Genomic DNA, 24,367 nt, shown 5'->3' on the forward strand with positions numbered 1-24,367 from the left:
GGCGACTGACGCGTCAGCTCCCGAGCGCGTTCAGCACCACGGCCCTGGCCTCCTCCTGGACCTGGCGCAGATGGTCGGCGCCCAGGAAGGACTCCCCGTAGATCTTGTAGACGTCCTCGGTGCCCGAGGGGCGGGCCGCGAACCAGGCGTTGGCGGTGCCGACCTTGATGCCGCCGAGGGCGGCGCCGTTGCCGGGCGCCTCGGTGAGGACCGTGGTGACCGGCTCGCCGGCGAGGGTGTCGGCGGTGACCTGGCGCGGGGAGAGCTTGGCGAGCAGGGCCTTCTCCTCGCGGGAGGCGGGCGCGTCGACGCGGGCGTAGGCGGGGGCGCCGAAGCGGTCGGTGAGCTCGGCGTAGTGCTGGGAGGGGGTCTTGCCGGTGACGGCCGTGATCTCGGAGGCGAGCAGGGCCAGCAGGATGCCGTCCTTGTCGGTGGTCCACACCGAGCCGTCGCGGCGCAGGAAGGACGCCCCGGCCGACTCCTCGCCGCCGAAGCCGAGCGAGCCGTCGGACAGGCCGTCCACGAACCACTTGAAGCCGACCGGCACCTCGACCAGCGGCCGGCCGACGTCGGCGGCGACCCGGTCGATCATGCTCGACGACACCAGGGTCTTGCCGATCCCGGCACCGGCGGGCCACTGCTGCCGGTGCGAGAACAGGTACGAGATCGCCACGGCCAGGTAGTGGTTGGGGTTCATCAGGCCCCCGTCCGGCGTGACGATGCCGTGCCGGTCGGCGTCGGCGTCGTTGCCGGTGGCGATGTCGAAGCGGTCGCGCTGCTCGATGAGGGAGGCCATGGCGTACGGGGAGGAGCAGTCCATGCGGATCTTGCCGTCCCAGTCCAGGGTCATGAACCGCCAGGTGGGGTCGGTGAGCGGGTTCACCACCGTGAGGTCGAGGCGGTGCTGTTCGGCGATCCGGCCCCAGTAGGCGACCGAGGCGCCGCCGAGCGGGTCGGCTCCGATGCGCACACCGGCGGACCGGATCGCGTCCAGGTCGAGCACGCTCGGCAGGTCGGCGACGTAGGCGCCGAGGAAGTCGTGGCGTCCGGTGCCGGGGGCGGCCAGCGCGCGGGCGTACGGGATGCGTCGTACGTCCTTCAGGCCACCCGTGATGATCTCGTTGGCGCGGTCCTGGATCCAGGAGGTCGCCTCGGAGCCGGCCGGGCCGCCGCTCGGCGGGTTGTACTTGAAGCCGCCGTCGGCGGGCGGGTTGTGCGAGGGAGTGACGACCACGCCGTCGGCGAGACCGGAGGTGCGGCCCCGGTTGTGGGTGAGGATCGCGAGCGAGACGGCGGGGGTGGGCGTGTAGCCGTCGGCCTGGTCGATCAGGACGGTGACGTCATTGGCGGCGAACACCTCCAGGGCCGTGATCCGGGCGGGCTCGGACAGGGCGTGGGTGTCGGCGCCGAGGAAGAGGGGGCCGTCGGTGCCCTGGGCGACGCGGTACTCGCAGATGGCCTGGCTGGTGGCGGCGATGTGGTCCTCGTTGAAAGCCGCCACGAGGGACGAGCCGCGGTGTCCCGAGGTACCGAACGCCACGCGCTGCCCGGGTTCGGCCGGGTCGGGGTGGAGCGCGTAGTACGCCGTGACCAGCCGGGCCACGTCGATGAGGTCCTCGGGTCCGGCGACCTGTCCCGCTCGCGCGTCCTGCATTTCCCCGCACCTCCGCAAGAGTCGACCATTGCGTACGGCCCCCATTCTCCCCTGCGCCGGCCGGAGGGACGCGCACCGGGCGACCGTTGTGCCACGCCTACGGCGGCTGCGACGATGCAGGTCGGCGAGCGAAGGGGAACATCCACGTGACGCGCGAGGACCAACGGCCGCCTGCCGCAGTGCTGTTCGACGCGCTGGGCGCCGACTACGAGAAGGCGTTCGCCCACGCGCCCGCGCATCTGGCGGCGCTGGAGTGGCTGGTCGAGCGGCTGCCGCCCGCCGCGCGCGTTCTGGATGTGGGCAGCGGCACGGGGCGGCCCACCGCGGCGGCGCTCGTCGCGGCGGGCCATTCGGTGCTGGGCGTGGACGTCTCCCCCGTCATGGTCGAACTGGCCGACCGCCAGGTGCCGGAGGCCGAGTTCCGCCAGGCCGACATCCGTGAACTCGCGCTGGAGTCGGCGTCGTTCGACGGGGTGTGCGTGTTCTTCTCACTGCTGCAGATGAGCCGGGCCGAGCAGTCGGCTCTGCTGCGGCGCCTGGGCGGGGCCCTCAGGCCGGGCGGGCATCTGGTGCTGGCCACGGTGGCGGCCGACGTGGAGGACGTCGAGGTGGCCTTCATGGGCCGGGCGGTCCGCGCGACGAGCTTCGCCGAGGAGGACGTCGCCGCCGCGGTGGAGGAGGCGGGCCTGACGGTGCTGGCCCGGCAGCACCCCACCTTCACCCCGGACCACCCGGACGCCGCCCCCGAGCCCCACCTGTTCCTGCACTGCCGCCGCGACGCGGAGCGGCCCTGACGCCCCGGCCTTCCGGGCCGTGCCTGGTGCCGCGGGTACTAGGTCCGCGGCACGAGGCGGGCTCCGCCTGAAGATCGTCCGCGAGCCCGATGCAGCCTCCCGGGGCGGCAGCCATCCTTTCGGCGTCACCCCGCCGAAGGAGCGCAGCATGTCGAACATCGCCTACCCGGAGCCCCGCTACCACGGAGACAAGGGCGAGGTGAACGCGGCCTTCCGCCCGGCCGGCACCCCACCGGACATCTCCTCCCCCGGCGCCTCCACCCACTACCTCGCCACACACGCCTCGACCGGCGGCGAATTCGGGCTCTACAAAGTCGAATTGGGGGCACGGGCAGCCGGCGCCCAGACGCATTTCCACAAGGCGATGTCGGAGTCCTTCTACATCCTCTCCGGCGAACTGGAGCTCTACAACGGCGAGAAATGGGTCACCGGCCGCGAGGGCGACTTCCTCTACGTCCCCGTCGGCGGACTGCACGCCTTCAAGAACGTGACCGACGAGCCGATGTCCATGCTGATGCTGTTCTCCCCCGGCGCTCCCCGCGAGGAGTACTTCGAGCAGGTCGCGGAGATGACCCGGCGCAGCCGCGAGGAACTCAAGGAGTTCCGCATCCGGCACGACAGCTACTTCGAGGAGGACTTCGATTTGGAGCTCTAGCAGCTGGGGTGACTGCCACCGATGGCCCTGACCTGCGCAATCGCGTCGACGTCCCTCTCAGACGATGGTGCGTTTTGTCACGAGATGCGATGATTCCCGTCCGGGTCTGTGTCGACAGCCACAGCAAGCCGGCTGCACGAAGGCGCATACTGAGCCATGACAAAGCCTGCGGCACGAACGCGTCATTTGCCCACAAGCCCCTTCAAAGCCCCGGCCACACCGGCTCCCAAGCACTTCGCCGAGGGCGACCAGGTCACCCACGACATGTACGGCCTCGGCCGGGTGGTCGGCATGGAGGACGGGATCGCGGCGCTCGTGGATTTCGGCTCGACGCAGATGCGGATCTTGAGCCCGTACGCCAAGATGACCAAGCTGTAGGACCACGGTGCCCGTCACGGCACTCCAGGCCCCGTAAGGGACCTGCAACGAAAGGCAGACCTCTCATCGACCCCACGTCGCTGTTCTCCGCCCCGGAAGGGCAGCCAAGCCGTTCCACCGCTGTGTCGCCGCCTCCGACGATCAGCCCCTTCCAAGCCCCGGATTTCGGAGACGCCGAGGTCCTCTGGTCCGAGGATGCGCAGGTGCCCGCCCCGGGCACGGGTCCGGCGCGACCCAAGGCCGCCTAGCGATCCCCGACGAGTTCGAATCTCGTGCCCTCCGCCAGTACCTCACCGGGCACGATGCCGAAGGGCCCCACCGTCCGCGGTGGGGCCCTTCGACGTTGTCCGTCTCGGTTCGTCTTCGGGAGCCCTCAGAGGGCGCCGCCGGGAGGACGGTCGCGGTGGTGCGACGGGAGTGCGGGATCAGTCACACCATCCTGGAGGCGCTGATACGGCATGTTCCGCCGTGGCCACAGCCTCCGGCGATGCCCCCGGCGGCGGACGGTGGTCGCGGGGCCAGCCTGCCGGTGGGGTGGGTCAGAGGACGCGCAGGACTCCGACGACCTTGCCGAGGATCTGGGCCTGGTCGCCCGGGATCGGGTCGTAGGCGGGGTTGCGGGGCATCAGCCACACCTGTCCGTCCTGGCGGCGCAGCACCTTGACGGTGGCCTCGTCCTCCAGGAGCGCGGCGACGATGTCGCCGTGGTCGGCGCTGTCCTGGCGGCGGACGGTCACGATGTCGCCGTCGCAGATCGCCGCCTCGATCATCGAGTCGCCGGACACCGTCAGCGCGAACAGGTCTCCCTCACCGACGACCTGCCGGGGCATGGAGTAGACGTCCTCGACCATCTCTTCGGCGAGCAGCGGGGCGCCGGCGGCGATCCGGCCGACGAGCGGCACCTCGACGGGTACGGCACCGCGATGCCCCAGGTCGGGCGCCCAGGAGGGCCGGACCTGGTAGGCACGGGGCGTGTGGGGGTCGCGGTAGAGGACGCCCTTGCGTTCCAGCACCATCAGCTGGTGGGCGACCGAGGACGTGCTGGCGAGCTCCACGGCTTGGCCGATCTCCCGCATCGACGGCGGGTAGCCCTGCCGCGCGACCGTCTCCGTGATGTAGCGCACGATGGCCGCCTGGCGGTTCGTCAGCTCGCCTTCGGCGACCTTCGCGCCTGGGGGACGGCCCCGGCGGGCGGGCGCTGTGTTCTCCATCCGGGGCACCTCCGTACAAGATCCTTACGGAATGTGACCATATCCCACGCTTCTCTGGATAGGAACACTGTTTCGATCGGAAGGGCGGGTTCAGTGCGGGAAGACGGCACCGACCAGGACGACGTGGACAGCGGTGCGGTCGACCGCGTGGCCGTCGGTATCGGGGAGTTGACCGAGGTTCCGCGCGTCGCGGTCGTCATCGATGTGATGCGGGCCTTCACCGTGGCCGCCTGGGCCTTCACGCGCGGTGCCGAGCGGATCGTCCTGGCCTCGTCGGAGGAGGAGGCCCTGGCCTTGAAGGAGAGCCGCCCGGGTTGGCTGGCGCTCAAGGACGGTCCTCCGGCCGCGGGCTTCGACACGGTGAACTCCCCGGGGCTGATCAAGTCGGCCGAACTCAGCGGTCGTACGGTGGTGCAGAAGACGACCGCCGGCACCGTGGGCGCGCTGGCCGTCGCCGACGCGCCGCTGGTGCTGTGCGCGAGCTTCGTGGTGGCCGGGGCGACGGCACGGTTGCTGCGGGCCGCGGGGCATGGTCCCGTGACCTTCGTCGTCACCGGTGAGGAGGGCCGGGCCGACGAGGATCTGGCCTGCGCCGAGTACATCGGCCGGCGGATCGACGGGGACGATGTCGAAGCAGCCCCGTATCTCCGCAGGGCGCGGGCTTCCCGGGCCGCAGCCGATCTCGCGGAGGGAGTGCGGCTCGGATACCGGGGAGTTCATCGGGACGATGTCGAACTCTGCCTGGAGGTCGACCGCTTCTCCTTCGCGATGGTGGCGCGACGCGAGGAGTCCCTCATGGTGCTGCGGCCAGGATGTCAATCAGTGGGCGCGGGCTGACTCCCGACGTTGTCGCAGCGCCTCGATCTCGGTCTTGAGGCGTTCCGCCTCCGGGCTGAGGTCGTCGGCCGCCGCGAGGATCCGGGCCGCGTCCGCGATCAGCGCGTTGTCGCAGATGCCGCGGTCCGAGTGGGCGACGGCGTGGAGCCGGCGCAGGTAGTCGTCCGCTGTGTCCAGTCCGGTGGCGAGCCCGGCCGGAGCGTCGTACGCGAGCGGGCCGAGGAAGGCGACCGAACCTACCGGGACGGGCGTCCTCGCGGACCCCTCTGTCAGGGTGACGTCCAGGAGGTAGAGGCTCGGGCTGAAGGACGGTGCGTCGCCGATCGTGAACAGGACGCGTTCCACCTCCCCCGCCGCGAGGTCGTAGTCCCCGTCGACGGACACGGTCGCGGGGAGATGCCGATCCGCCGTCGGGGACAGGTCGATGTCGTAGTCCGCGGTGATCTTCGTGATGCCGCCGGTTTTGGGCAGGCAGGGCGGTGCGTCGTCTGGCGGCAGCAGGTCCCGCACCTCGCGCAGGGTGAAGCGGAACTCGCCGATCGCCGCCTTGAGTTCGCCCGGATTGCGGAGAGTGAGGGTGAGTCTCGTCGCGAGGACGGTGCCGGCGCGCCATCGCGTGCCGGCACGGAACCTCGCCGGAATCTTCTGCGGCGCCGGGAACTCCCGGGCGACGACCTCGACCCGGGCCGACTTCGACGGCGCCGCCGGGCTCACGGGGGCCGACTGCGCGGCGCCGCCCGCCGGGCCTTCGTCACCGGGCGCGAACGGGTTGGGCAGCCAGCCGAAGAACACCGTGACGAACGCCAGTACAGATGCCATCGCCAGCGCCGTCAGGCTGGTGCGCCAACCGTCACCCGCGCTGCGGGTGCCGTCGCCGCCGCTCCGGGTGCTGTCACCTCCGTCGCGAGAGCCGTCGCCCGCGTGCCTAGAACCGTCGCCCCCATTCCGGAGGCCGTCACCTCCGGTCCCAGAACCGTCTCCCCCGCTCCGGAAGCCATCGCCTCCGGTCCCAGAGCCGCCGCCCCCAGTCCTAGAGCCGTCTCCCCCATTCCGGGCGTCGTCGTCCCCAGAGCCGTTCGACCCGCTCCCCCGCCCGTCTTCACCCATGCCCCGCCACTCCCCCGTCAGGCAGGCCCAGGACTGGCCGCCGTCCCAGGTGCCGGTCCGCGCTCCCGCGCCTCCCCATCGTGCCGTGCGGACCGCCCTGGCGGCACCCGGCGGAGCAAAGGACTGCGGTCGGGCGATCTTTGCGGGGACAATGGCAGCGACCACCCCACCCGTGGGACCTCGCGACTCGCCCGGAGCGTCATGAACCCGGCCTCATCGACGAACCGAACGGAGCCCGACGGCTTCGACAGACGGGCGCGGGCGCTGGCCCGGCTCGCCCTGGTGTGTCTCGCGGGTGCCGTCGCGGCCGTGGCGGCCGGTGCGAGCCAGCTGCTGATCCTGCTGGCGGGCCTGGGCGGGCTGGGGCTGGCCGGGGCGGGCCTGTGGTGGGCGCTGGCGCATCGCGGGCCGGCGCGTCTGTGCGGCGCGCTGCTGGCCGTGTGCGCGCCGGTCGGCGTCCTCGTCCTGTACGCCGTCTCGGGCCTGTGGCTGGTCGCGGTGGCGGCGCTGGGGGCCTGGGCCGCGGCGCTGGCCTGCGCCCGGAGCGCGCTGCGCCGGCGCCGCAGACCGCACGGCATGCGTTCGCGTTCCGTACGGCGGCCCGTCCGGCCCGTGCTGATCATGAATCCGCGGTCGGGAGGCGGGAAGGTCGGCCGGCACTCGCTGGTGGAGCGGGCCGAGGCGCTCGGCGCCCGGGTGATCCTGCTCGACCTCGACGCCCGGCCCGACCCGGCGGCGATCGCCCGGCAGGCCGTCGCCGAGGGCGCGGATCTGCTCGGCGTGGCCGGCGGCGACGGCACCCAGGCCCTCGTCGCGCAGGTGGCCGCCGCGCACGACGTGCCGTTCATGGTCCTGTCCGCCGGGACCCGCAACCACTTCGCCATGGACCTGGGCCTGGACCGCACCGACCCGGCGACCGGCCTGGACGCCCTCACGGACGGCGTGGAGCTCCGCGTCGACCTCGGCGACGTGGCCGGGCTGCCGTTCGTGAACACGGTCTCCTTCGGGGCGTACGCCGAGATCGTGCAGTCCCCCGACTACCGCGACGCCAAGGCCGTCACCGCGCTCGACCAGCTGCCTGACCTGCTCGCCCCCGACGCGGCCACGAGGCTTCAGGCCCAGGCCGACGGCGACCGGCTGCCGGTGCCGCAGGCGCTCCTGGTGAGCAACAACCCCTACGTCCTCGCCGACCCGCTCGGCGCGGGGCGGCGGGCCCGGCTCGACACCGGCCGGCTGGGGGTGGTCGCCGTCCGGATCGAGGGCGCGGCCCAGGCCGCCGAGCTGGCGTTCCGGGGGGAGCGAGCCAGCGGCATCACCTCGCTGACCGCACGTCAGGTGACCGTCGAGTCCGAAGCGGACCGGATCGCGGTGGCCGTGGACGGCGAGGCGCTCACTCTGCCGCCGCCGGTGGTCGTGACCGTACGGCCCGGCGCGCTGCGGGTCCGGGTGCCCCGGCATCGGCCCGGTGCGCCCTACACGGCCCCGTCCGTCGACTGGCGGCACATCGTCCGCCTCGCTCTCGACCGCCCCTCCCCCACCACCAGCACACCGCAGGAGCACAACGATGCCTGACCGCCCGCAGCGTGACCCCCGCGCCTCCCGAGCACTGTTGCGCGATCTCGCCGCCCTCGACCAGGCGCTGTACGAGGCCGTGACGGTCACCGACACGCCGACCCTGGACCATGCCCTGCGCCGGCTGTCCGCGGCGGCGGACCACTCCAAGATCTCGTTCGCGGTCGCCGGTCTGCTCGCTCTGTGCCCCGGGCGGCCGCGCCGCGCGGCGGTCCTGGGTGTCGCGGCCATCGGTGTCGCCTCGACGACCGCGAACCTGCTGGGCAAGCGGCTGGTGCGCCGGCGCCGCCCGCACCGCGCGGAGGACTCGCCCTTCCCCGGCCGGCATGTGCCCATGCCGAAGTCTGCGTCGTTCCCTTCCGGTCACACCGCGTCGGCCGTCGCCTTCGCCGCCGCCGTGGGCCCGGTCCTCCCCGTCGCCACGCTTCCGCTCGGGCTGCTCGCCTGCGCGGTGGGCTACTCCCGCATCCACACCGGGGTGCACTACCCGGGTGACGTCATCGCGGGCGCTGTCCTGGGCACCGGCGCGGCGGCCGCCGTCCTCGCCGCCGGCAGCTGGGACGGCCCTCACCGTACGCGTTGTCCCTGATGCCGGTCGGATCAGGGCGGCCCAGGGGTCCGCTTCGGCGGTACGGCCACCACCCCCGTCGCCGCGGCTCTCAGGAGGCCGCGGAAGGTGGGGCATTCCATGTGGCTCGGGGCGGGGCAGGCGGCGGCGTGTCTCAGGGAGTCGCGCAGGACGGCCAGTTCCCGCATCCGCGCCTCCAGTTCGTCCGCCTTGGCCGCGAGCTTCTGCCGGTCGAGGTCGGGCCGCCCGTCCGGCGCGACCATGCGTCCGATCTCGTCGAGCGAGAACCCCGCGGTGCGCCCCAGCGCGATCAGCGCGAGGCGTTCGAGCACGCCGGGGTCGTACTGCCGGCGCAGACCACGCCTGCCGGAGGAGGTGATCAGCCCCTTCTCCTCGTAGTACCTCAGGGTGGAGGCGGGGACGCCCGCGCGTCGCGCCACCTCGCCGATGTCCAGCACTGTCATCTTCTTGACCTCAAGTCGACTTGAAGTAGCACGCTGTCATTCGAGCCCGCCGATGGCAAGAAGCCGCCGATGGCACGCAAGCACAGGAGACGCTCATGGAGTTCAAGCAGTCGCCCGACGACGACCAGGGGGCCCGCTGGGGTCGGGCCGGCCATGTCTGGGTCGAGAAGCAGGAGTTGCTGGACGGATTGCTCAGGCCCCTGGAGGAGGTGCTCGTCGAGGGGCTCCCCAGCGGCACCGGGGACCGGGTGCTCGACGTCGGCTGCGGCACCGGCAGCACTACGGTCGCCGTCGCCCGGCGGCTCGGCCCGGAAGGGCACTGCGTCGGCGTCGACATCTCCGAGCCGATGATCGCCGCCGCCCGGGACCGGGCGCAGCGGGCGGGCGTGGCGGCGTCGTTCGTGGTGGCCGACGCGGCGGACCATCCGTTCGAGCCCGCGAGCTTCGACGCCGTCGTCTCACGCCTCGGCGTGATGTTCTTCGACGACCCGATCCACGCCTTCACCCGGCTGCGGCGCGCGGCCAAGGACCGGGCATCGCTGCGGTTCGTCGCCTGGCGCGGCGCCGCCGAGAACCCGTTCATGACGACCGCCGAACAGGCCGCCGCGCCACTGCTTCCGCAGCTTCCGCCCCGCCGGCCGGACGGGCCGGGCCAGTTCGCCTTCGCGGACCCCGACGCGGTCCGCGGCATCCTGGCGAAGAGCGGGTGGGGCGAGGTCACCGTCCGACCGGTCGAGCTGCCGTGCACGCTGCCGACGAGCGAGCTCGTGGGCTACTTCACCAAGCTCGGCCCGCTCGGGTTGGTCCTGCCCGACGTGGACGAGGACACCCGGCAGCGTGTCGTCGAGACGGTCCGTGCCGCGTTCGAGCCGTTCGTGCAGGGTCCCGAGGTCCGTTTCACGGCGGCCTGTTGGCTGGTGGAGGCCCGCGCGGCGGCGTAGCCAGGTCCTTCTCCCCGCTTGCGCGGCACGGCATTTGGGCCGTTTCCTACCGGCCGGGACGTACGATGCCCGGGCCGTTCCGGCCGCCCCGGCATCTCACGAAAGGCCCCGCACGATGACGTACGGCGATGTCACCGCACTCGACGACCCGGTGGGCTCGTCGCTGCGCGGTCACCACGCTCATCTCGGCCGGCGGCTCGGCCGGGCCGCGACCTATGTGCCAGGGGTGGCGACCTTCTCGGCGGTGCCCGCCGACGCGGAGGCGGCGGACTGGGCGGATCTGGCCCAGCTCCTCGGGGGCGGCCGGTTCGCCGATCTGTTCAGCTGCACCGCCACCCCGCCGTCCGACTGGGAACCGGTCTTCGTCCTGGACGGCCGACAGATGATCGGACCCCACGACGGCCCGGTCGAGCCGACCGATGTCGTGGAGCTGGGCGCGGCCGATGTGCCCGAGATGCTCGACCTCGTCACGCGGACCGAACCGGGCCCGTTCTGGCCGCGCACTCACGAACTCGGCACGTATCTAGGCATCCGCGACGGCGGCCGCCTGGTGGCCATGGCGGGCGAACGGCTGCGGCCGCCGGGCTGGACCGAGATCAGCGCGGTCTGCACCGCGCCCGAGGCACGCGGGCGCCGCCACGCCCGCCGTCTGATCGGTGCGCTCACCGCCCGCATCACCGCCCGCGGCGAGCGCCCCTTCCTGCACGTGGCCGAGAGCAACACCGGAGCGCTCGCGCTCTACGAACGGCTCGGCTTCGAGAGCCGGAAGCCGGTGACGTTCCGCGGGTTCCGTACGCCGTGAGGCTCACACTGGAGAGACGTCACCTGCTGTCGCTGTTCCCGGTGCCGTCCGCCACGGCCGCCCGGCCCGCCTCCAGCCGGGCCGCGGGGATGCGGAACGGCGAGCAGGAGACGTAGTCCAGACCGGCCCGGTGGAAGAAGTGGATCGAGTCCGGGTCGCCGCCGTGCTCGCCGCACACCCCCGCCTCCAGGCGGGGGTTGACGGCGCGGCCGGCCTGCGCGGCCAGCTCCACCAGGCGACCGACGCCGTCCTGGTCGATCGTCTCGAACGGCGATGTCGTGAACACACCCTTGCTCAGGTAGAGCGGGAAGAACGACGCCTCGGCGTCGTCGCGGGACAGGCCCCAGGTGGTCTGCGTGAGGTCGTTGGTGCCGAAGGAGAAGAAGTCGGCGGCCTCGGCGATGCGTCCGGCGGTGAGGGCGGCGCGCGGGAGTTCGATCATCGTGCCGATGGGCAGGTCGAGCGGGGTGCCGGTCTCCGCCGCGACCTCGGCGAGGACACGCTCCGTCTCCGTCCGGGCCAGGCGGAGTTCCTCGACCGTGGCGACGAGCGGGATCATGATCTCGGCGCGCGGGGCGCCGCCGTCGCGCAGCCGCCGGATCACGGCCTCCGCCACGGCCCGCACCTGCATCGCCATCAGCCCCGGCACGGCGAGCCCGAGGCGGACACCCCGCAGCCCCAGCATGGGGTTCTGCTCGTGCATGCGCTCGACGGCGTGCAGCAGGGCCCGGTCGTGCGGGTCCGGGTGCGCGCGGGAGGCGAGGCGGACGGCGAGTTCGGTGCGGTCGGGCAAGAACTCGTGCAGCGGCGGGTCGAGCAGCCGGATGGTCACGGGCAGGCCGTCCATCGCCTCGAGAATGCCGGTGAAGTCGGCGCGCTGGAGCGGCAGGAGAGCGGCGAGCGCCTGCTCCCTCGCCGCGTCGTCGCGGGCCAGGATCATCGCCTCGACCAGGCTGCGGCGTTCGCCGAGGAACATGTGCTCGGTGCGGCACAGGCCGATGCCCTGGGCGCCGAGAGCGCGGGCGCGGGCGGCGTCCCGCGGGGTGTCGGCGTTGGCCCGGACCTGGAGGCGGCGTACGGCGTCGGCGTGGGCGAGGGCGCCCAGCACGGCCCGTGTCAGGGACCCGCTGCCGGTGCCGTTCTCCAGAGCGCTGCCGACCTCGGACGCGGCGAGCGGCAGCGCGCCCTGGTGGACGGTGCCCGCGGTGCCGTCGACGGAGACGGTGTCTCCCTCGCGTACGACGACACCCTCGGCGGTCGTGAACCGGCGGGCCACCGGGTCGACGGCCAGTCCGTCCGCGCCGCACACACAGACCTTGCCCATGCCGCGGGCCACGACGGCCGCGTGGCTGGTCTTGCCGCCCCGGCTGGTCAGGACCGCTTCGGCGGCGATCATGCCGGGCAGGTCGTCGGGGGTGGTCTCGCGGCGGACCAGGACCGTCTTCTCGCCGGCGGCGGCCCGTCGTACGGCCTCGGCGGAGTCGAAGACCACGGCGCCGACCGCCGCACCCGGTGAGGCGGGCACGCCGTGGGCGATGGGCACGTCGGTCGAGGTGGTGGCGAAGCGGGGGAACATCAGCCGGGTCAGCTCGGTGCCGTCGACCCGCATCAGGGCCTCGTCGGCGCTGATGGTGCCGTCCACGCGCAGGTCGTGGGCGATGCGGAAGGCGGCCTCGGCGGTGCGCTTGCCGACGCGGGTCTGCAGGATCCACAGCTTGCCGCGTTCGATGGTGAACTCCACGTCGCACAGGTCGCGGTAGTGGTCCTCCAACGTGCGCAGGTGGTCGCGGAGTTCGACGTAGGCGCGCGGGTCGATCGACTTCAGCGCGCTGAGCGGCAGGGCGTCGCGGACGCCCGCGACGACGTCCTCGCCCTGGGCGTCTGGCAGGTAGTCGCCGTACATGCCGCGGCGGCCGGTGGCGGGGTCGCGGGTGAAGGTGACGCCGGTGCCGGAGTCGGGGCCGAGGTTCCCGAAGACCATCGCCTGGACGTTGACGGCGGTGCCGAGGTCCTCGGGGATGTGCTCGCGGCGGCGGTAGACATGTGCGCGTTCGCCGTTCCAGGAGTCGAAGACCGCGCGGACGGCGCGGGCGAGCTGGTCGGCGGGGTCCTGCGGGAAGTCCTCGCCGGTCTCGCGGCGGATGACGTCCTTGAACTCCTCGGTGAGTTCGACGAGTTCGCCGGTGTCGAGGTCGTGGTCGTCCGTCGTGCCGCGCCGGGCCTTGTGCGCGGCGATGGCCTGCTCGAACAGCTCTCCGTCCACGCCCATCACGGTGCGGCCGAACATCTGGACGAGCCTGCGGTAGGAGTCCCAGGCGAACCGCTCCTGCCCCGACGCCTTGGCGAGCCCGGTGACGGACCGGTCGTTGAGGCCGATGTCGAGGATGGTCTCCATCATGCCGGGCATGGAGAAGCGGGCGCCCGAGCGCACGGACACCAGCAGGGGGTCGTCGGGGGCGCCGAGGGTCCGGCCCATCGCGCGCTCCAGCGCGGCGAGGGCGGTCGCGGCCTCGACGGCGAGCTCGGGCGGCTCCTCGCCGGTGGCCAGGTAGACCTTGCAGGCCTCGGTGGTCACGGTGAACCCGGGCGGGACGGGCAGCCCGAGCCGGGTCATCTCGGCGAGCCCGGCTCCCTTGCCGCCGAGCAGGTCGGCCAGGTCGCGGCTGCCCTCGGCGAATGCGTGGACGTACTTGACCGGCGCGTTCATCGTGGCCTCTCAGGCGTGGGGTACGACGGCCACGGGGCAGCCGACGTGGTGGATGGCGGCATGGGCGAAGGGGCCGGTGCGCGGGCCCGCCGGGCGGTCGGTGCCGCGGCGGCCGACGACGAGCAGGCTCGCCCCGGACGCGGCGCGGACCAGCACGGACCGGGCACGGCCCTCGGTGACGGTCTCGGCGACCTCGACCTCGGGGTACTTCTCCCGCCACACCTGCAGGACGGCGGTCATGAAGCCGAGCCATTCGTCGGCGCGCTGCGGCTCCTGCACCAGGCCGATGTCCCCGGGGCCGAGCGCGATCGCGGAGGGCTGCTGCCAGGCGTGCACGACACGCAGCCGAGCGTGGCGCAGCCGGGCGGCCTCGAAGGCGAACTCGATCACCTCGTCGCAGCGGTCGTCGAGGTCGAGGGCGAGGACGACGTCCCGGTAGGGGGTACGGGTGGAGTCGTGTCCGGCGGCGTCCGGAACGTGCTCGTCCGGCGCCGTCTCCTCCGCGCGCACGAGGACGACGGGCCGGGCGGCCCTGGCCACCACGCCGAGGGCGACGGAGCCGACCACGAACCCGGTGAAGCCGCTCAGGCCACGCGAGCCCAGCACCAGCAGGTCGGCCTCCTCGGCCGCGTGCAGCAGAGCGGCGGTCGCGGGCCCCTCGACCTGCTCCTCCTCGACGCGGACGCCGGGGCAGGTGTGCTGAACGCGTTCCTCGGCCTGGCGCAGACAGCGCCGGGCGAGGTGCCGTTGCGCGGCGGTGGCGGGCTCGCCGTCCTGGCGCGGGTGCCGGCTCCAGGCGTGCAGCAGCTTCAGCGGGCGACCGCGCCGTGCCGCCTCCCGCGCGGCCCATTCGGCCGCGGCGAGGCTCTCGGCCGATCCGTCGACGGCGGCGATGACGGGCAGCAGCATGGCGCGCACCTCCTAGGGGTCGTCCCTTGCTCGTCTCCAGCGTCGTCCCGCGCGCTACCGGCAGGTAGGGGCCCCAGGGGCCCGTTCCGGGTCCGTTCGGCCCCCTGTGTGGGAGGCGGGCGCGCGGCGAGGGTGGAGACCGCGGCTCCGAAAGGCGGCACACCATGGGCCGAATGATCATCACCTGCGTCGACCGGTCCGCCCGCAGCAGGGCGGCGGCCGACTGGGCGGCGCGCGAGGCGCTGCTGCGGGACCTGCCCCTGCACGTGGTCCACGTGACGGCGTCGGACGAGTGGCCGCACCGCCCGGACCCGGTGGCGGATCGGGTGCTCGCCGCACTCGTCCGGCGACACCCGGAGTTGGCGGGTCGCGGCAGCACCCTTCACGGGGCGCCCGCGGACGTCTTGCGTACCCTCGCGGAGGATGCCGAACTGCTGGTGGTCGGCCTGCGCGGCGAAGGCGGTCACGCCGGAGTCGCCGTCGGGTCGACGGCTGCGGCACTGGCCGTGTCCTGCCCCGGGCCGCTCGTCCTGGTGCCCGGCACCCTCGCCGGCGAGGAGCCGCCGGGCCGGGCCGACGGGGTGACCCTGGGGATCGACGCCCGCGACCCGGTGGGCCCCGCGGTGGACCTGGCCTTCGAGGCCGCCCGGCTGCGGGCCGTGCGGCTGCACGCCGTCCACGCCTGGAGGTTTCCGCCCCAGGCGGCGCACTCGCCGTTCCCGGTGCTGGAGGAGGACCGGGCGACCTGGGAGGACCAGGAGGTGCAGACGCTGGCGGACGCGCTGCGGCCGTGGCGCGGCAAGTACCCGCACGTCGACGTCCTGGAGGACGTGGTGCTGTTCACGCCGGCCGAGGCGCTCGCCCACACGGCCCGCAACTCGGGCCTGGTGGTCACCGGACGCCGCTCGGGCGGCACGGCGCTCGCCCTGCTGGAACACGCGCGCTGCCCGGTGGCCGTGGTGCCCGCGTGAGCCGTGGTCGCCGTCGCACCCGGGTGAGCCCTGTTCACCGTCGTGCCCGCGTGAGTCCCGGTCGCCGTCCCACCCGCCCGAGACCCGGTCGCCGTCCCACCCGCCCGAGTCCCGGTCGGCCCTCGCGCCGGGGCCCTTCGGCCCCTGTGGGCCGGGGCGGCCGCATCGCACCGTGAGAGACATGCAGAGGCCTGGTCGCATCGCCGTCATCGGCGTCGGGAACGAGTTCCGGCGCGACGACGGCGTGGGCTGGGCCGTGCTGGCCCGGCTGTCTGAGCGGCCCAGGGTGCCGGTCTGCTGAGGAGGGACGGCGGTGGGTGCCGGTCTGCTGAGGGGTGGCTGAGGCCTGGTGGGGTGTCGGGCGGTCGACGGGACATCAGCCGGTCTTGTGACCCCAGCGTGGGCCGACGCAGGCCCATTCCTTGTCCCACTGCGCCATGCGCCGCCGGTCCAGACGCTCGTGGAGGACCCAGCCGAGGGGCAGGACGAGCACGCTCGCGCACACCGCGGTCGCCGCGCCCAGCACGACGCCCTGGAGCTCGGCTTCCTCGCTGCTCACGGGCGCGGTGGCGAGGTTGCCGCGCTGATCCAGCCATATCCGGGCCACGCTGCCGGCCTTGATCCCCGGCTCGACGCGGGCGAGCCCCGTGCGGGGCGAGCCGTCGGGGGCCGTCCAGCGCACCTTGGCCCAGGCGTAGTCGCCCGACGAGGTGGAGGTGGTGGCGGTGTCGGAGGCGTCCTGGGTGAGGACGGCCGACACGGGGTGGCGCTGGGCCCGCCGGTCGTCGAGGCTCTGCTCCACCGCGTGGGCGGTCACCATGCCGACGGCGGCTCCCGCGACGAGGGCCAGGAACCAGAGGGTGAGCAGCAGCCAGCCCTCGACGACATCGCTGCGCCGCCTGAGCGGGTTGCCCCGCCACCGCCACAGCCGCACCCTGCGTGCCTTCCCGCGAACTGTCCGCGTCATCGTCCGACACCTCCTCGTCGGCGAACCACAGCCGAAGACCGCTCCTGCCGACGAATCTCCCAGCCCCGGCAGCATGAGCGGCAGGGGCCGACCGGACGTCCGCCAGGGACCTTCGGGTGCGTCCGGCACCCGACCGGCCCAGCGGCTCACCCGGCCCACGGGCCCGTCCATGCCCGCGGTCCGTGCCGAAGCATGAGCGGCACCTCCTGCGTCCAGGATCGTCCTCGGAGAGATCCCGCGCGCGTCCTCCGGGGGCGGGCCGACGCCCGGGTGGCAGCGCGCGTACGTGTCGGCGACGCGGGCGAAGACGTCGTACGCCTCCTCCATGGCGTCCGGCGGGAAGGTGTGCGGGCCGTCCGCGCACCCGGTCTTCCCTGCCCGGGTGCGCGGACGTGACGGCACGGGCCCCGATCAGCCGCCGTGCCGCACCGGAATGGTCGTGGTGCCCGACTTCGCCCTGGGCACCGGGACCGTGATCGTCAGCACGCCGTCCTGGTACGCGGCGGTCGTCATGTCGCCCTTCGCCCCGGCGGGCAGCCGGACGCAGCGGGCGAAGGTGCCGTGCCGGAACTCGGTGCGGTGCCTGTCGGTGGGCTCCGCGGTGCGCTCGGCGCGCGGCGTCAGCAGCCCTCCCTCGACGGATCTGCGCTCTCGCCGCCCGTTCAGCGCTCCGTCGCGTCCTTCGTCAGCTCGTCGGCGATGCCCTGGGCCCACTCCTCGATGCGGGCGAAGTCCCGGAAGTCGCCGCCCTTTCCGCTGCGGACGATCATCTTGGCGATGCGTCCCTCGGCGCCCTCCACCAGACAGCCGCCGAAGGTGACGTGGCCGCGGGCGTCGAGCCGGTTCATGGCCCGCCGGACGCCGGGCACCGGCGGGATGTCCTTCTCCGACGCCGAGGCGTCCAGCGGTCCGCTGCTGAACAGCCACAGCGGCTTCTCGGCGAGTGCGCGGTGATGGCGGCGGACGAAGCGGCGCGCCTGCCGGTGCCAGCGCCCCGCGTACAAGCCTCCGCCCACCACCACGGCGTCGTAATCGGCCACGCTCGCGACGGAGGCGGCCGGCCGGGCCCATGCATGCAGGCCCGCCTTGTTCAGTACGTCCGCGACGGTCTCGGCGATCTGTGCGGTGGATCCGTTCGTCGTCCCGTAGGCGACCAGCACGCCGGCCGACATGACGGTCCACCTCCTTTCCACCCTTGGATTCATGAGTTCACGGCTTGCGGAGCCAGTCGTCGCCCACGCCGTGCAGCGCCTGTGCCGCGGGCTCCACATGGGAGTCGTCGAGGCGGTAGGTGAGCTTGCCGACGACATCGACCACGCCGTCGATCTGGCGGGCCATCGAGACGGCGATCTCCGTCTCGCTCTTGCGTTCCATGTGTCCGGAGAGCGTGACGACGCCCTCGACCACGGCCACCTCGACACTCCTCGGCGGCAGCCACAGGGCGCGGATCAGAACCTCGTCGATGACCTCGGCGCGGATCTCGGCGTCGGGCCGCAGGAAGACCTGGAGGAGGTCGCGGCGGGTGACGATGCCGACCAGGCGCTGCTCCTCGTCCAGGACGGGCAGCCGCTCGATGTGGTGCTCGGCCATGGTGCGGGCGGCCTCGACGATGGTGTCGTCGGCGAAGACCGTGACGGGCGGCGCGGTCATCAACCGGCCTGCCGTACGGGCCCTGGCCTTCACGGCACGCGCACGGCCCCGGCGGGTGAGCGCGGCGAACCGGTAGCGCTTCCTCGGTTCGTAGGGGTCCGGGGCGTCGGCCTGCCGGACCATGAGATCGGTCTCGGAGATGACGCCGACGACCTTCTCGTCCTCGTCGACCACCGGCAGTCCGCTGATGCGGTGCTCGCCCAGCAGCCGGGCCACTTCCTTGAAGGGCGTGCCGTACCGGGCCCGAACGACGTCCGTGGTCATGACGGAGCCGACCTTGTTGTGCTTCATCGTTGTCCCTCCTCAGCGGAGACGGCGCAGATACGGGTCGTGGGGGCTGCGGGGCAGCAGGCGTACGCGCGCATCGAGCACACTGATCCCGCCCGGTGTCGCGAGAACGGGGTTGAAGTCGGCCTCGGCGAGCTGCGGCAGGTCGCTCGCCATGCGGGACAGCCGCAGCAGCAGTTGTTCGAGGCCTTCGAGGTCCACGGGCCGGGCGCCGCCGGCTCCGAGGAGAAGCGGGGCGCAGCGCGGTGCCGTGATCAGGTCGTGTACGTCGTGGTCCGTGAGCGGGGCGAGGCGGGCGATGGGGGTCCCCCCGGTCGAGCGAAGCCGAGACTGGGGGAGGTCGGAGAGGATCTCGGTGGCGGTGCCGCCCAGCCCGAAGAGCACGAGCGGTCCGAACACCTCGTCCTGTACGACCCCCGCGAACAGCTCGGTGCCGCGGTCGGCGAGCGGCTGCACGACGACTCCGGTCAGCCGGCCGGCGAACCTGGTCTCCAAGTCGCGGTAGGCGGCGCGCACTTGGGCGTCGCCGCGCAGGTCGAGGTGGACCGCGTGCTCGGCGCTCTTGTGCAGCAGTCCCGGCCAGTGGGCCTTCATCACGACCCGGCCGTCGGCACCGCGCAGCCGCTGGGCGGCGAGGACGGCGCCGTCCTCGGTGTCGGCCCATGCCCAGGACAGTTGGGGGATGCCGTAGCAGTCGAGGAGTTCGGCGCAGTCGCGCGGGTCGAGCCAGCCGCCGTCCGGATGGGCGTCGAGCCAGGCGGCCACGACGGTGTGGGCGCGTTCCGTCTCCACGCCGTCGAGGTCGGGGACCGTGCCGGCCGGGCGCGCGAGCCAGGCCGCACGGCGGGCCGCGTGGGCCAACGCCCGTGCCGCCGCCTGGGGTTCGGAGTACGAGGGGACGGTGCCGTCGCCCTGCGCGGTGGGCAGCAGTTCGACGGGCAGGGCCTGCTCCAGCCGGACCGCGGCGACCGGCTTCGTCCTCGGGCCGGGGGCGCCGGTAAGAGCCCGGACGAGGTCGTCGCCGGTCGCGGCGGCGACCGCCGTGGGGACCAGGGCCACGAGGACGGCGTCGATCCCGCCGTACCGCATGATCCGGTCGACACAGTCCATGAGCTGCCCCTCCGAGACGGCGGCGGTGGCGTCGACGGGGTTGCCGACGGCGGCGCCCTCGGGGAGTACGGCGAGCAGTTCGTCGATGAGTTCGGGGGTGGGCGTCGGCAGCGTGAGCCCGGCCTCGGCGCAGGCGTCGGCCGCGAGGACGCCCGCGCCGCCCGCGTTGGTGACGATCAGGACGCGGGGTCCGGCGGGCGCCGGCTGGGAGTGCAACAGGGCGGCGGCTTCGAGTAGTTCGCCGACCGAGCGGGTGGCGGTGATGCCGGCCTGGGTGAACAGGGCGCCGCGGGTCATGGTGCGGGTGGCGGCGGCCGCGGTGTGCGAGGCGGCGGCGCGTCGTCCGGCCTCGGTACGGCCGGCGTCGACCGTGAGAACCGGCATCCGGCGGGTGACGCGGCGGGCGGTGCGGGAGAAGGCGCGGGGGCTGCCGAAGGACTCCAGGTGCAGCAGGGCGAGGTCGGTGCGGCCGTCGCTCTCCCACCACTGGAGCATGTCGTTGCCGCTGACGTCGTACTTGTCGCCCAGGGAGACGAAGGAGGAGACGCCGATGCCGAGCCGGGACATCCCGTCCAGCAGGGCGATGCCGACGCCGCCGGACTGCACGGCGACGCCCGCGGTGCCGGGGTGCGGGTGGCCGGCGGCGAAGGTGGCGTCGAGGCGCAGGGCGGGGTCGGTGTTCGACAGGCCGAGGCAGTTGGGGCCGACGAGGCGCATGCCGTGCTCGCGGCAGGCCGTCAGCAGGGCCCTGGCCTGGTCCGTGTCCAGTCCCGCGGTGACGACGAGGAGGGCGCGCACGCCCGCCTTGCCGCACTCCTCGGCGGTCGCGGGGACGGCGGCGGCCGGTACGGCGAGCACCGCGAGGTCCGGTGTCCTGGGCAGCGCGGTGACGGAAGGGTGGCAGGGCACGCCGAGGATGGCATGCGCGCCGGGGTTCACCGCGAAGAGCTGCCCGGTGTAGCCGCCCGTGCGCAGCTGGTGCAGCACGGCCCGGCCCACCGAGCCGGCCTTGCGTCCGGCGCCGACGACGGCGACCGCACGCGGTCGCAGCAGCGGTTCCATGCTGGCGATGCCGGCGCCCCGGCCGCGTTCCTCGACCGCGGTGAGGTAGCTGTCGCTGTCGTCGAGAGCGATGGTGCAGCGCACCTCCGGGCCCTCGAAGCGGCGGGCGGTGCGCAGGCCGAGGTCGGCGAAGAGCCGCAGTACCTCGTGGTTCTCGCTGAGCGCGTCGGCGGTGAAGGTCGTGATGCCCTCGGCGCGGGCGGCCGAGACGAGATGCTCGACGAGCAGGGTGCCGACGCCGCGGTGGTGCAGTCCGTCGGCAACCGCGATGGAGATCTCGGCCGTGCGGGCGTCTGGTTCGGTGCCGCCGGTGTCGTATTCGGCGAGGCCGATGACCTGGCCCTCCGTCTCGGCCAGCAGCGCCCGGTAGCCGGGGTGGCGCGGGGCGCAGGCCCGGTCGGCGGCCCTCGCGGCCGACCGGCGGCTCGCGGCGAAGAACCGCAGGCGCAGGTTCTCCGGGGACATCTCCTCGTACAGCCCCTGGAGCTGGTCGTGGTCGTCGCGCCGCACCGGGCGGATGCGGACCGTGCGGCCGTCCGCGAGCAGGGCGTGGACCGAGGGCCGGTCGAGTGTGTCGTCCGTCATGACGGATCTCCTCACAGGTCTTCTCGTACTCGGAGCGTCCTGCGGAACCGGCACCGCTCCCATGGGCCACCCGGGTGGCTCCGCCGGACCGGTCGGCCCCTCCGGCCGAGGGTCTGCCGCCGCTCGGGGAGGCGGCGTCTCGGCGTACGGCGGACTGCGGCTGCCCGCCGCGCGGTCCGCGGGCCGGAGCCCGGGATCGCGCGGCAAGGGCGCCGTTCACACCGGATGCGGTACGACCGCCACCGGGCACGCCGAGTGGTGCAGGGCGGCGTGGGCGACCCGGCCGATTTGCAGACCCAGGTGGCCTTTGCGCCGCTTCGCGCCCACCACCAGCAGGTCGGCGCCGTGCGAGGTGGTCACCAGGACGTGGCGGGCGGGGCCCTCCAGCGTGCGGGGACGTACCTCGACGTCCGGCGGGGCGTCGCGCAGGGCCTCGGTCAGGGACTTCTCGGCCTCCTCCGCGTGCAGCCGGGCGGGAGCGTCGGCCAGCAGGGGGTGGTCGGTGGTCTCGTGCGCGGGGCATCGCCAGGCCTTCACGGCGTCCAGGACCACCCCGCGCCGCCGGGCCTCCTCGTAGGCGAACCGCCGTACGGCCGCCGCCTCGTCGGGGTCCTCGCCGATGCCCACGACGACGCGGCCGTGGGTGCCGTGCGAGGCCTTGGTGTCGTGGTTGCCGCGCAGCACGATGACCGGGCAGTGGGCGTGGCCGGCGACCGTCAGGCTGACCGACCCGAGCAGCGCTTCGGCGATGCCGCTGCGGCCGCGAGTGCCCACGACCAGCACGGAGGCGTTGCGGCCCTCGTGCACGAGGGTGTACTCGGGTTCTTCGAAGACGACGTCGGTGGTCACCTTCAGCTCGGGCTGCCGGCTGCGGGCGCGTCGGGCGGCGCCGGCGACGACGTCCTGCGGCAGCACCTCGGCGTCGGGCTTGCCGAGGTCCCGGGCGAGGGCGGCGCTCTCGTAGCGGTCCCACCGGCAGGCGTACACCACCCGCAGCGGCACTCCCCGCAGCGCGGCCTCGTCGGCCGCCCAGTCCGCGGCGCGCAGGCTCGGTTCGGAGCCGTCGACGCCTACGACGACGGGCAGTTCCATCACGTTCACCTCCCCGGGGCGAGGTCGAAGACGATGCGGGCCTTGACCTGGCCGCGCAGGACGTCCTCGATCGACTCGTTGACGGACGACAGCGGCCGGGTCTCGCTGATGACCCTCGTGCGACCGGCCGCGTGCAGGTCGAACACCTCGGCGAGGTCCTGCCGGGTGCCGACGATGGAGCCGATCACGCTCGTCCCGTTCAGAACGGTGTCGAAGATCGGGACCTGGATCGTGCCGTGCGCGGGCAGCGCGACCATGACGAGCTTCCCGCCGCGCCGCAGCCCGGCGTTGACGGCCGTGAAGGCGGCCTCGTTCACGGCGAGGGCGATCGCCGCATGGGCCCCGCCGTGTTCCTTGAGGACCTCGGCGACGTCCTGCTTGCGGGCGTCGATGACGAGGTCGGCGCCGAGTTCCGCGGCGAGTTCGAGCTTGTCGTCGGTGACGTCGATCGCGGCGACGGTGGCACCGGCGATCTTCGCGTACTGCACCGCGAGATGACCGAGTCCGCCGACGCCGGAGATCGCGACCAGCTGGCTCGGGCGCACCCCCGCGACCTTGAGCGCCTTGTACGTCGTCACGCCCGCGCAGGTCAGCGGGGCGGCGTCGACGGCGCTGACGCCGTCGGGCACCGGCTGGGCGAAGTCGCCCCAGGCGAGCATCTTCTCGGCGTACCCGCCGTCACAGCCGTACCCGGTGTTGATCTGCTGCTCGCACAGCGTCTCCCAGCCGGACAGGCAGTGCTCGCACCGCCCGCAGGCCTTGCCGAGCCACGGCACCGCGACCCGCTGTCCGAGGCTCAGGTGGGCGACGCCGGCGCCGAGTTCCTCGACGATGCCGACGCCCTCGTGCCCGGGCACGAACGGGGGGCTGGGCTTGACGGGCCAGTCGCCGTGCGCGGCGTGGATGTCGGTGTGGCACAGCCCGGAGGCCTCGACCCGGATGCGGATCTGGCCGGGGCCGGGTGCGGGGTCGGGGCGCTCCTCGATGACCAGGGGCTCGCCGAAGGCCCGTACGACGGCTGCCTTCATGGGGTCAACTCCTCTGTCGGTGACGTCAGTTGTGGGCAACCACGGCGACAGGCGCGGTGGCGTGGTGCAGGACGGCATGCGCGACGGGCCCGATGTGGGCGCCGAGGGCGCTGCGCCGGATGCGGCGGCCGACGACGACCAGGCCGGCGTCGCGGGCGGCGTCCACGAGCCGGTTGCCGGGGCTGCCGGAGGCGGGTGCCTCGGTGACCTCGACGTCCGGGTACTTCTGCCGCCAGGGCTTGAGCGCCTCGGTCAGGGCGGCGGCCTGGTGACGGGTGATCTCGTCGTGCAGATACGGGTCGGCGGACAGGCCGTAGACGTAGTACGGCGGCAGGTTCCAGCCGTACACGGCCCGCAGGCCGGTACCGCGCCGGGCGGCCGTCTCGAAGGCGAAGCCGATGACGGTGTCGTCGGGGCGGTGCGGGTCCAGTCCGAGGACGACCGGCTTGAAGGGGGTGGCGGCCGAAGGGATGCCGGCCGGGTCCGCCTCGTGCTCGTCGGCGGCCTGTTCCCCGGCGCGGACCAGGACGACGGGCCGTTCGCAGTGGGCGATGACGGACAGGCCGACGGAGCCGACCATGAATCCGCCGATCCCGCTCAGTCCGCGCGAGCCGAGAACGAGCAGTTCGGCGTCCTCGGCACTCTTGGTGAGGACCTCGGCCGCGCCGCCGGTCGACTGCTCCACGGTCACCTCGACACCGGGGTGCCGCAGCCGCAGTCCCTCGGCGGCTTCGCGGGGGATGCGCTCGCTCCAGTGCTGCCGGGTCTCCTCGCCGAGGAGCGGGGCCTGGGCCATGGGGTCCGGGACGGGCTCCCAGACATGGACGATCTTCAACGGCAGGCCGCGCAGCTTCGCCTCGCGGGCCGCCCATTCGGCGGCGGCCCGGCTCTCGGAGGAGCCGTCGAGACCTGCGACAACGGTGCGCACCATGAGTTCTGCCTCCTGTCGGTGTCTGTGCTCAGCGTCGCGCCGGGTGACGCCGGTGCAGCAGGGGCCGCAGGTCCCCGCACGGGG

General features: G+C 73.5%; 23 protein-coding genes and 1 pseudogene. 10 read left to right on the forward strand and 14 right to left on the reverse strand.

All coding sequences use genetic code 11. The annotated features are described in order from the left end of the window. Positions 1-13 precede the first annotated feature (13 nt). The gene (pgm, locus tag CRP56_RS02240; RefSeq protein WP_097259730.1) at positions 14-1,654 is read right to left on the reverse strand and encodes a phosphoglucomutase (alpha-D-glucose-1,6-bisphosphate-dependent); all 1,641 of its coding nucleotides are present in this window, start codon (positions 1,652-1,654) and stop codon (positions 14-16) included. A gap of 146 nt (positions 1,655-1,800) precedes the next feature. On the opposite strand from pgm, the gene CRP56_RS02245 reads away from it, so the two are divergent. From CRP56_RS02245 to CRP56_RS02255, 3 genes are all read left to right on the forward strand, one after another. Then, complete coding sequence (locus tag CRP56_RS02245; RefSeq protein ID WP_097259731.1) at positions 1,801-2,448, forward strand: class I SAM-dependent methyltransferase; 648 nt, start codon at positions 1,801-1,803, stop codon at positions 2,446-2,448. A gap of 148 nt (positions 2,449-2,596) precedes the next feature. Next, positions 2,597-3,103: a cupin domain-containing protein gene (locus tag CRP56_RS02250; protein WP_097259732.1), complete on the forward strand. Its 507-nt coding sequence runs from the start codon at positions 2,597-2,599 to the stop codon at positions 3,101-3,103. Between the two features lie 156 nt (positions 3,104-3,259). Further along, the gene (locus CRP56_RS02255) at positions 3,260-3,481 is read left to right on the forward strand and encodes a hypothetical protein (RefSeq protein WP_097259733.1); all 222 of its coding nucleotides are present in this window, start codon (positions 3,260-3,262) and stop codon (positions 3,479-3,481) included. Positions 3,482-4,020: 539 nt separating this feature from the next. Here the strand turns inward: CRP56_RS02255 and lexA are convergent. Beyond that, a complete protein-coding gene (gene lexA, locus CRP56_RS02265) occupies positions 4,021-4,692 on the reverse strand; it encodes a transcriptional repressor LexA (RefSeq protein WP_097259734.1) in 672 nt (223 codons plus the stop codon). 93 nt (positions 4,693-4,785) lie between these two features. On the opposite strand from lexA, the gene CRP56_RS02270 reads away from it, so the two are divergent. Then, on the forward strand, positions 4,786-5,529 hold the full coding sequence (locus tag CRP56_RS02270; protein WP_257039991.1) for a 2-phosphosulfolactate phosphatase: 744 nt from the start codon (positions 4,786-4,788) through the stop codon (positions 5,527-5,529). On the opposite strand, the gene CRP56_RS02275 is transcribed toward CRP56_RS02270, so the two are convergent. Next, the gene (locus CRP56_RS02275) at positions 5,512-6,348 is read right to left on the reverse strand and encodes a hypothetical protein (protein ID WP_097259735.1); all 837 of its coding nucleotides are present in this window, start codon (positions 6,346-6,348) and stop codon (positions 5,512-5,514) included. The genes CRP56_RS02270 and CRP56_RS02275 overlap by 18 nt on opposite strands. 489 nt (positions 6,349-6,837) lie before the next feature. Here CRP56_RS02275 and CRP56_RS02280 point away from each other — a divergent pair, with 489 nt between their 5' ends. Together CRP56_RS02280 and CRP56_RS02285 are read left to right on the forward strand one after the other, a co-directional pair. Next, positions 6,838-8,208, forward strand: a complete 1,371-nt coding sequence (locus CRP56_RS02280) for a diacylglycerol/lipid kinase family protein (protein WP_097259736.1) — start codon at positions 6,838-6,840, stop codon at positions 8,206-8,208. Beyond that, positions 8,201-8,797 carry a phosphatase PAP2 family protein gene (locus CRP56_RS02285; RefSeq protein ID WP_097259737.1) on the forward strand — a complete coding sequence of 199 codons (597 nt, stop codon included), beginning with the start codon at positions 8,201-8,203 and terminating at the stop codon, positions 8,795-8,797. The genes CRP56_RS02280 and CRP56_RS02285 overlap by 8 nt, the downstream gene beginning before the upstream one ends. Before the next feature lie 11 nt (positions 8,798-8,808). On the opposite strand, the gene CRP56_RS02290 is transcribed toward CRP56_RS02285, so the two are convergent. Continuing rightward, positions 8,809-9,240: a helix-turn-helix domain-containing protein gene (locus CRP56_RS02290; protein ID WP_097259738.1), complete on the reverse strand. Its 432-nt coding sequence runs from the start codon at positions 9,238-9,240 to the stop codon at positions 8,809-8,811. A gap of 95 nt (positions 9,241-9,335) precedes the next feature. Between CRP56_RS02290 and CRP56_RS02295 the strand changes: the two genes are divergently transcribed. Both CRP56_RS02295 and CRP56_RS02300 read left to right on the forward strand, forming a co-directional pair. After that, on the forward strand, positions 9,336-10,181 hold the full coding sequence (locus CRP56_RS02295; protein ID WP_097259739.1) for a class I SAM-dependent methyltransferase: 846 nt from the start codon (positions 9,336-9,338) through the stop codon (positions 10,179-10,181). Between the two features lie 115 nt (positions 10,182-10,296). Next, entirely contained in the window at positions 10,297-10,983 is a 687-nt protein-coding gene (locus CRP56_RS02300; protein WP_097259740.1) for a GNAT family N-acetyltransferase, read from the forward strand. A 19-nt stretch (positions 10,984-11,002) separates the two neighbouring features. Here CRP56_RS02300 and ppdK read toward each other — a convergent pair whose 3' ends face one another. Together ppdK and CRP56_RS02310 are read right to left on the reverse strand one after the other, a co-directional pair. Next, entirely contained in the window at positions 11,003-13,690 is a 2,688-nt protein-coding gene (gene ppdK / locus CRP56_RS02305) for a pyruvate, phosphate dikinase (protein ID WP_097259741.1), read from the reverse strand. Between the two features lie 9 nt (positions 13,691-13,699). After that, positions 13,700-14,599 carry a universal stress protein gene (locus CRP56_RS02310; RefSeq protein WP_097259742.1) on the reverse strand — a complete coding sequence of 300 codons (900 nt, stop codon included), beginning with the start codon at positions 14,597-14,599 and terminating at the stop codon, positions 13,700-13,702. Between the two features lie 164 nt (positions 14,600-14,763). On the opposite strand from CRP56_RS02310, the gene CRP56_RS02315 reads away from it, so the two are divergent. Beyond that, the gene (locus tag CRP56_RS02315) at positions 14,764-15,570 is read left to right on the forward strand and encodes a universal stress protein (RefSeq protein ID WP_097259743.1); all 807 of its coding nucleotides are present in this window, start codon (positions 14,764-14,766) and stop codon (positions 15,568-15,570) included. Positions 15,571-15,751: 181 nt separating this feature from the next. Next, a pseudogene (locus CRP56_RS02320) lies at positions 15,752-15,850 on the forward strand (hydrogenase maturation protease); the annotation flags it as partial. Between the two features lie 96 nt (positions 15,851-15,946). Here the strand turns inward: CRP56_RS02320 and CRP56_RS02325 are convergent. From CRP56_RS02325 to CRP56_RS02360, 8 genes are all read right to left on the reverse strand, one after another. Next, positions 15,947-16,537 (reverse strand): Rv1733c family protein, encoded by a 591-nt coding sequence (locus CRP56_RS02325; protein ID WP_097259744.1) that lies wholly within the window; start codon positions 16,535-16,537, stop codon positions 15,947-15,949. 411 nt (positions 16,538-16,948) lie between these two features. Further along, a complete protein-coding gene (locus tag CRP56_RS02330; RefSeq protein WP_097259745.1) occupies positions 16,949-17,251 on the reverse strand; it encodes an Hsp20/alpha crystallin family protein in 303 nt (100 codons plus the stop codon). Then, a complete protein-coding gene (locus CRP56_RS02335; protein ID WP_097259746.1) occupies positions 17,200-17,709 on the reverse strand; it encodes a flavodoxin domain-containing protein in 510 nt (169 codons plus the stop codon). Before CRP56_RS02335 ends, CRP56_RS02330 begins: the two co-directional genes overlap by 52 nt. Positions 17,710-17,746: 37 nt before the next feature. Then, positions 17,747-18,478: a CBS domain-containing protein gene (locus tag CRP56_RS02340; protein ID WP_097259747.1), complete on the reverse strand. Its 732-nt coding sequence runs from the start codon at positions 18,476-18,478 to the stop codon at positions 17,747-17,749. Positions 18,479-18,490: 12 nt separating this feature from the next. Next, positions 18,491-21,232 carry a bifunctional acetate--CoA ligase family protein/GNAT family N-acetyltransferase gene (locus CRP56_RS02345; protein ID WP_097259748.1) on the reverse strand — a complete coding sequence of 914 codons (2,742 nt, stop codon included), beginning with the start codon at positions 21,230-21,232 and terminating at the stop codon, positions 18,491-18,493. A gap of 216 nt (positions 21,233-21,448) precedes the next feature. Then, a complete protein-coding gene (locus CRP56_RS02350) occupies positions 21,449-22,324 on the reverse strand; it encodes a universal stress protein (RefSeq protein WP_097273636.1) in 876 nt (291 codons plus the stop codon). A 5-nt stretch (positions 22,325-22,329) separates the two neighbouring features. Next, positions 22,330-23,352, reverse strand: a complete 1,023-nt coding sequence (locus CRP56_RS02355) for a zinc-dependent alcohol dehydrogenase (protein ID WP_097259749.1) — start codon at positions 23,350-23,352, stop codon at positions 22,330-22,332. Between the two features lie 25 nt (positions 23,353-23,377). Further along, a complete protein-coding gene (locus tag CRP56_RS02360) occupies positions 23,378-24,283 on the reverse strand; it encodes a universal stress protein (RefSeq protein WP_097259750.1) in 906 nt (301 codons plus the stop codon). Positions 24,284-24,367: the final 84 nt, after the last annotated feature.

The organism is Streptomyces sp. TLI_55 (assembly GCF_900206255.1).
GTDB lineage: Bacteria > Actinomycetota > Actinomycetes > Streptomycetales > Streptomycetaceae > Streptomyces > Streptomyces aquilus.